Below are 990 nucleotides of genomic sequence, written 5' to 3'. Positions count from 1 at the left end.
AGCCATGTTCGTCCTCTAAAACTCTTGAAATCAGCCTTGACGCTGTTTGTGACGCGGATCCGTGCAAATCACACGGACAACACCCTTGCGACGGATAACTTTGCAGTTACGGCAAATTTTCTTGACCGAAGCTGAAACTCTCATTTCTATTACTCCTAAACTTTCACTCTGTGCTTACTTGGCACGGAAAACAATTCGTGCGCGCGATAAATCGTAAGGCGTTAAMTCAACCGTTACCTTGTCACCGGGAAGAATGCGGATGTAGTGCATACGCATTTTTCCCGAGATGTGCCCCAGTACAACATGTCCATTTTCCAGCTTCACCCTGAAAGTCGCATTGGGGAGGTTTTCTACAACCTCACCTTGCATCTGGATCACATCGTCTTTAGACATATCCCATCAAATACCCAGTTAACCGCCCAGTGACGTCTTGAAGTTCGCCTTTTTAAGCAACGACTCATACTGTTGCGACATCATGTAGTTCTGTACCTGGGCCATGAAATCCATGGTCACCACGACAATAATCATCAACGACGTACCGCCAAAATAAAACGGCACGTTGTATTTCAAAATCAGAAACTCCGGCAGCAAACACACGAATGTGATGTACACCGCACCTGCCAGCGTCAAGCGCACCAGGATTTTGTCAATGTAACGGGCCGTCTGATCACCCGGCCGAATCCCCGGAATGAACGCACCGCTCTTTTTCAGGTTGTCCGCCGTTTCACGGCTGTTGAACACCAGCGCCGTATAGAAGAAGCAGAAGAACACAATCGCGCTGGCGTACAGCATCACATAGATGGGCTGGCCCGGCGTCAGCGTGCTGGCAATGTCTTTGAGCCAGCGCATGCTTTCACCGGTACTAAACCAGCCCACAACCGTGGCAGGCAGCAAAATGATCGATGAAGCGAAAATCGGTGGGATCACGCCCGCCATGTTCAACTTCAGCGGCAAGTGCGATGACTGTCCACCGTAAACCTTGTTACCCAC

At 49.8% G+C, this 990-nt stretch carries 3 protein-coding genes; all 3 read right to left on the bottom strand.

Translation table 11 applies throughout. The features are described 5' to 3' along the window. Nucleotides 1-30 precede the first annotated feature (30 nt). Nucleotides 31-144: a 50S ribosomal protein L36 gene (rpmJ, locus tag AC1D1X_RS24335; protein WP_028820150.1), complete on the bottom strand. Its 114-nt coding sequence runs from the start codon at nt 142-144 to the stop codon at nt 31-33. Between the two features lie 30 nt (nt 145-174). Next, a complete protein-coding gene (infA, locus tag AC1D1X_RS24330) occupies nt 175-393 on the bottom strand; it encodes a translation initiation factor IF-1 (protein ID WP_477699493.1) in 219 nt (72 codons plus the stop codon). Between the two features lie 18 nt (nt 394-411). Further along, nucleotides 412-990, bottom strand: a 579-nt coding sequence (locus AC1D1X_RS24325; RefSeq protein WP_477699492.1) for a preprotein translocase subunit SecY, incomplete at its 5' end; no start/stop codon positions are given.

It is taken from the genome of Polaromonas sp. P1_G4 (assembly GCF_056405475.1).
Note: the sequence above shows the minus strand (reverse complement) of the source record. Positions and strands in the feature narration are given on the sequence as shown.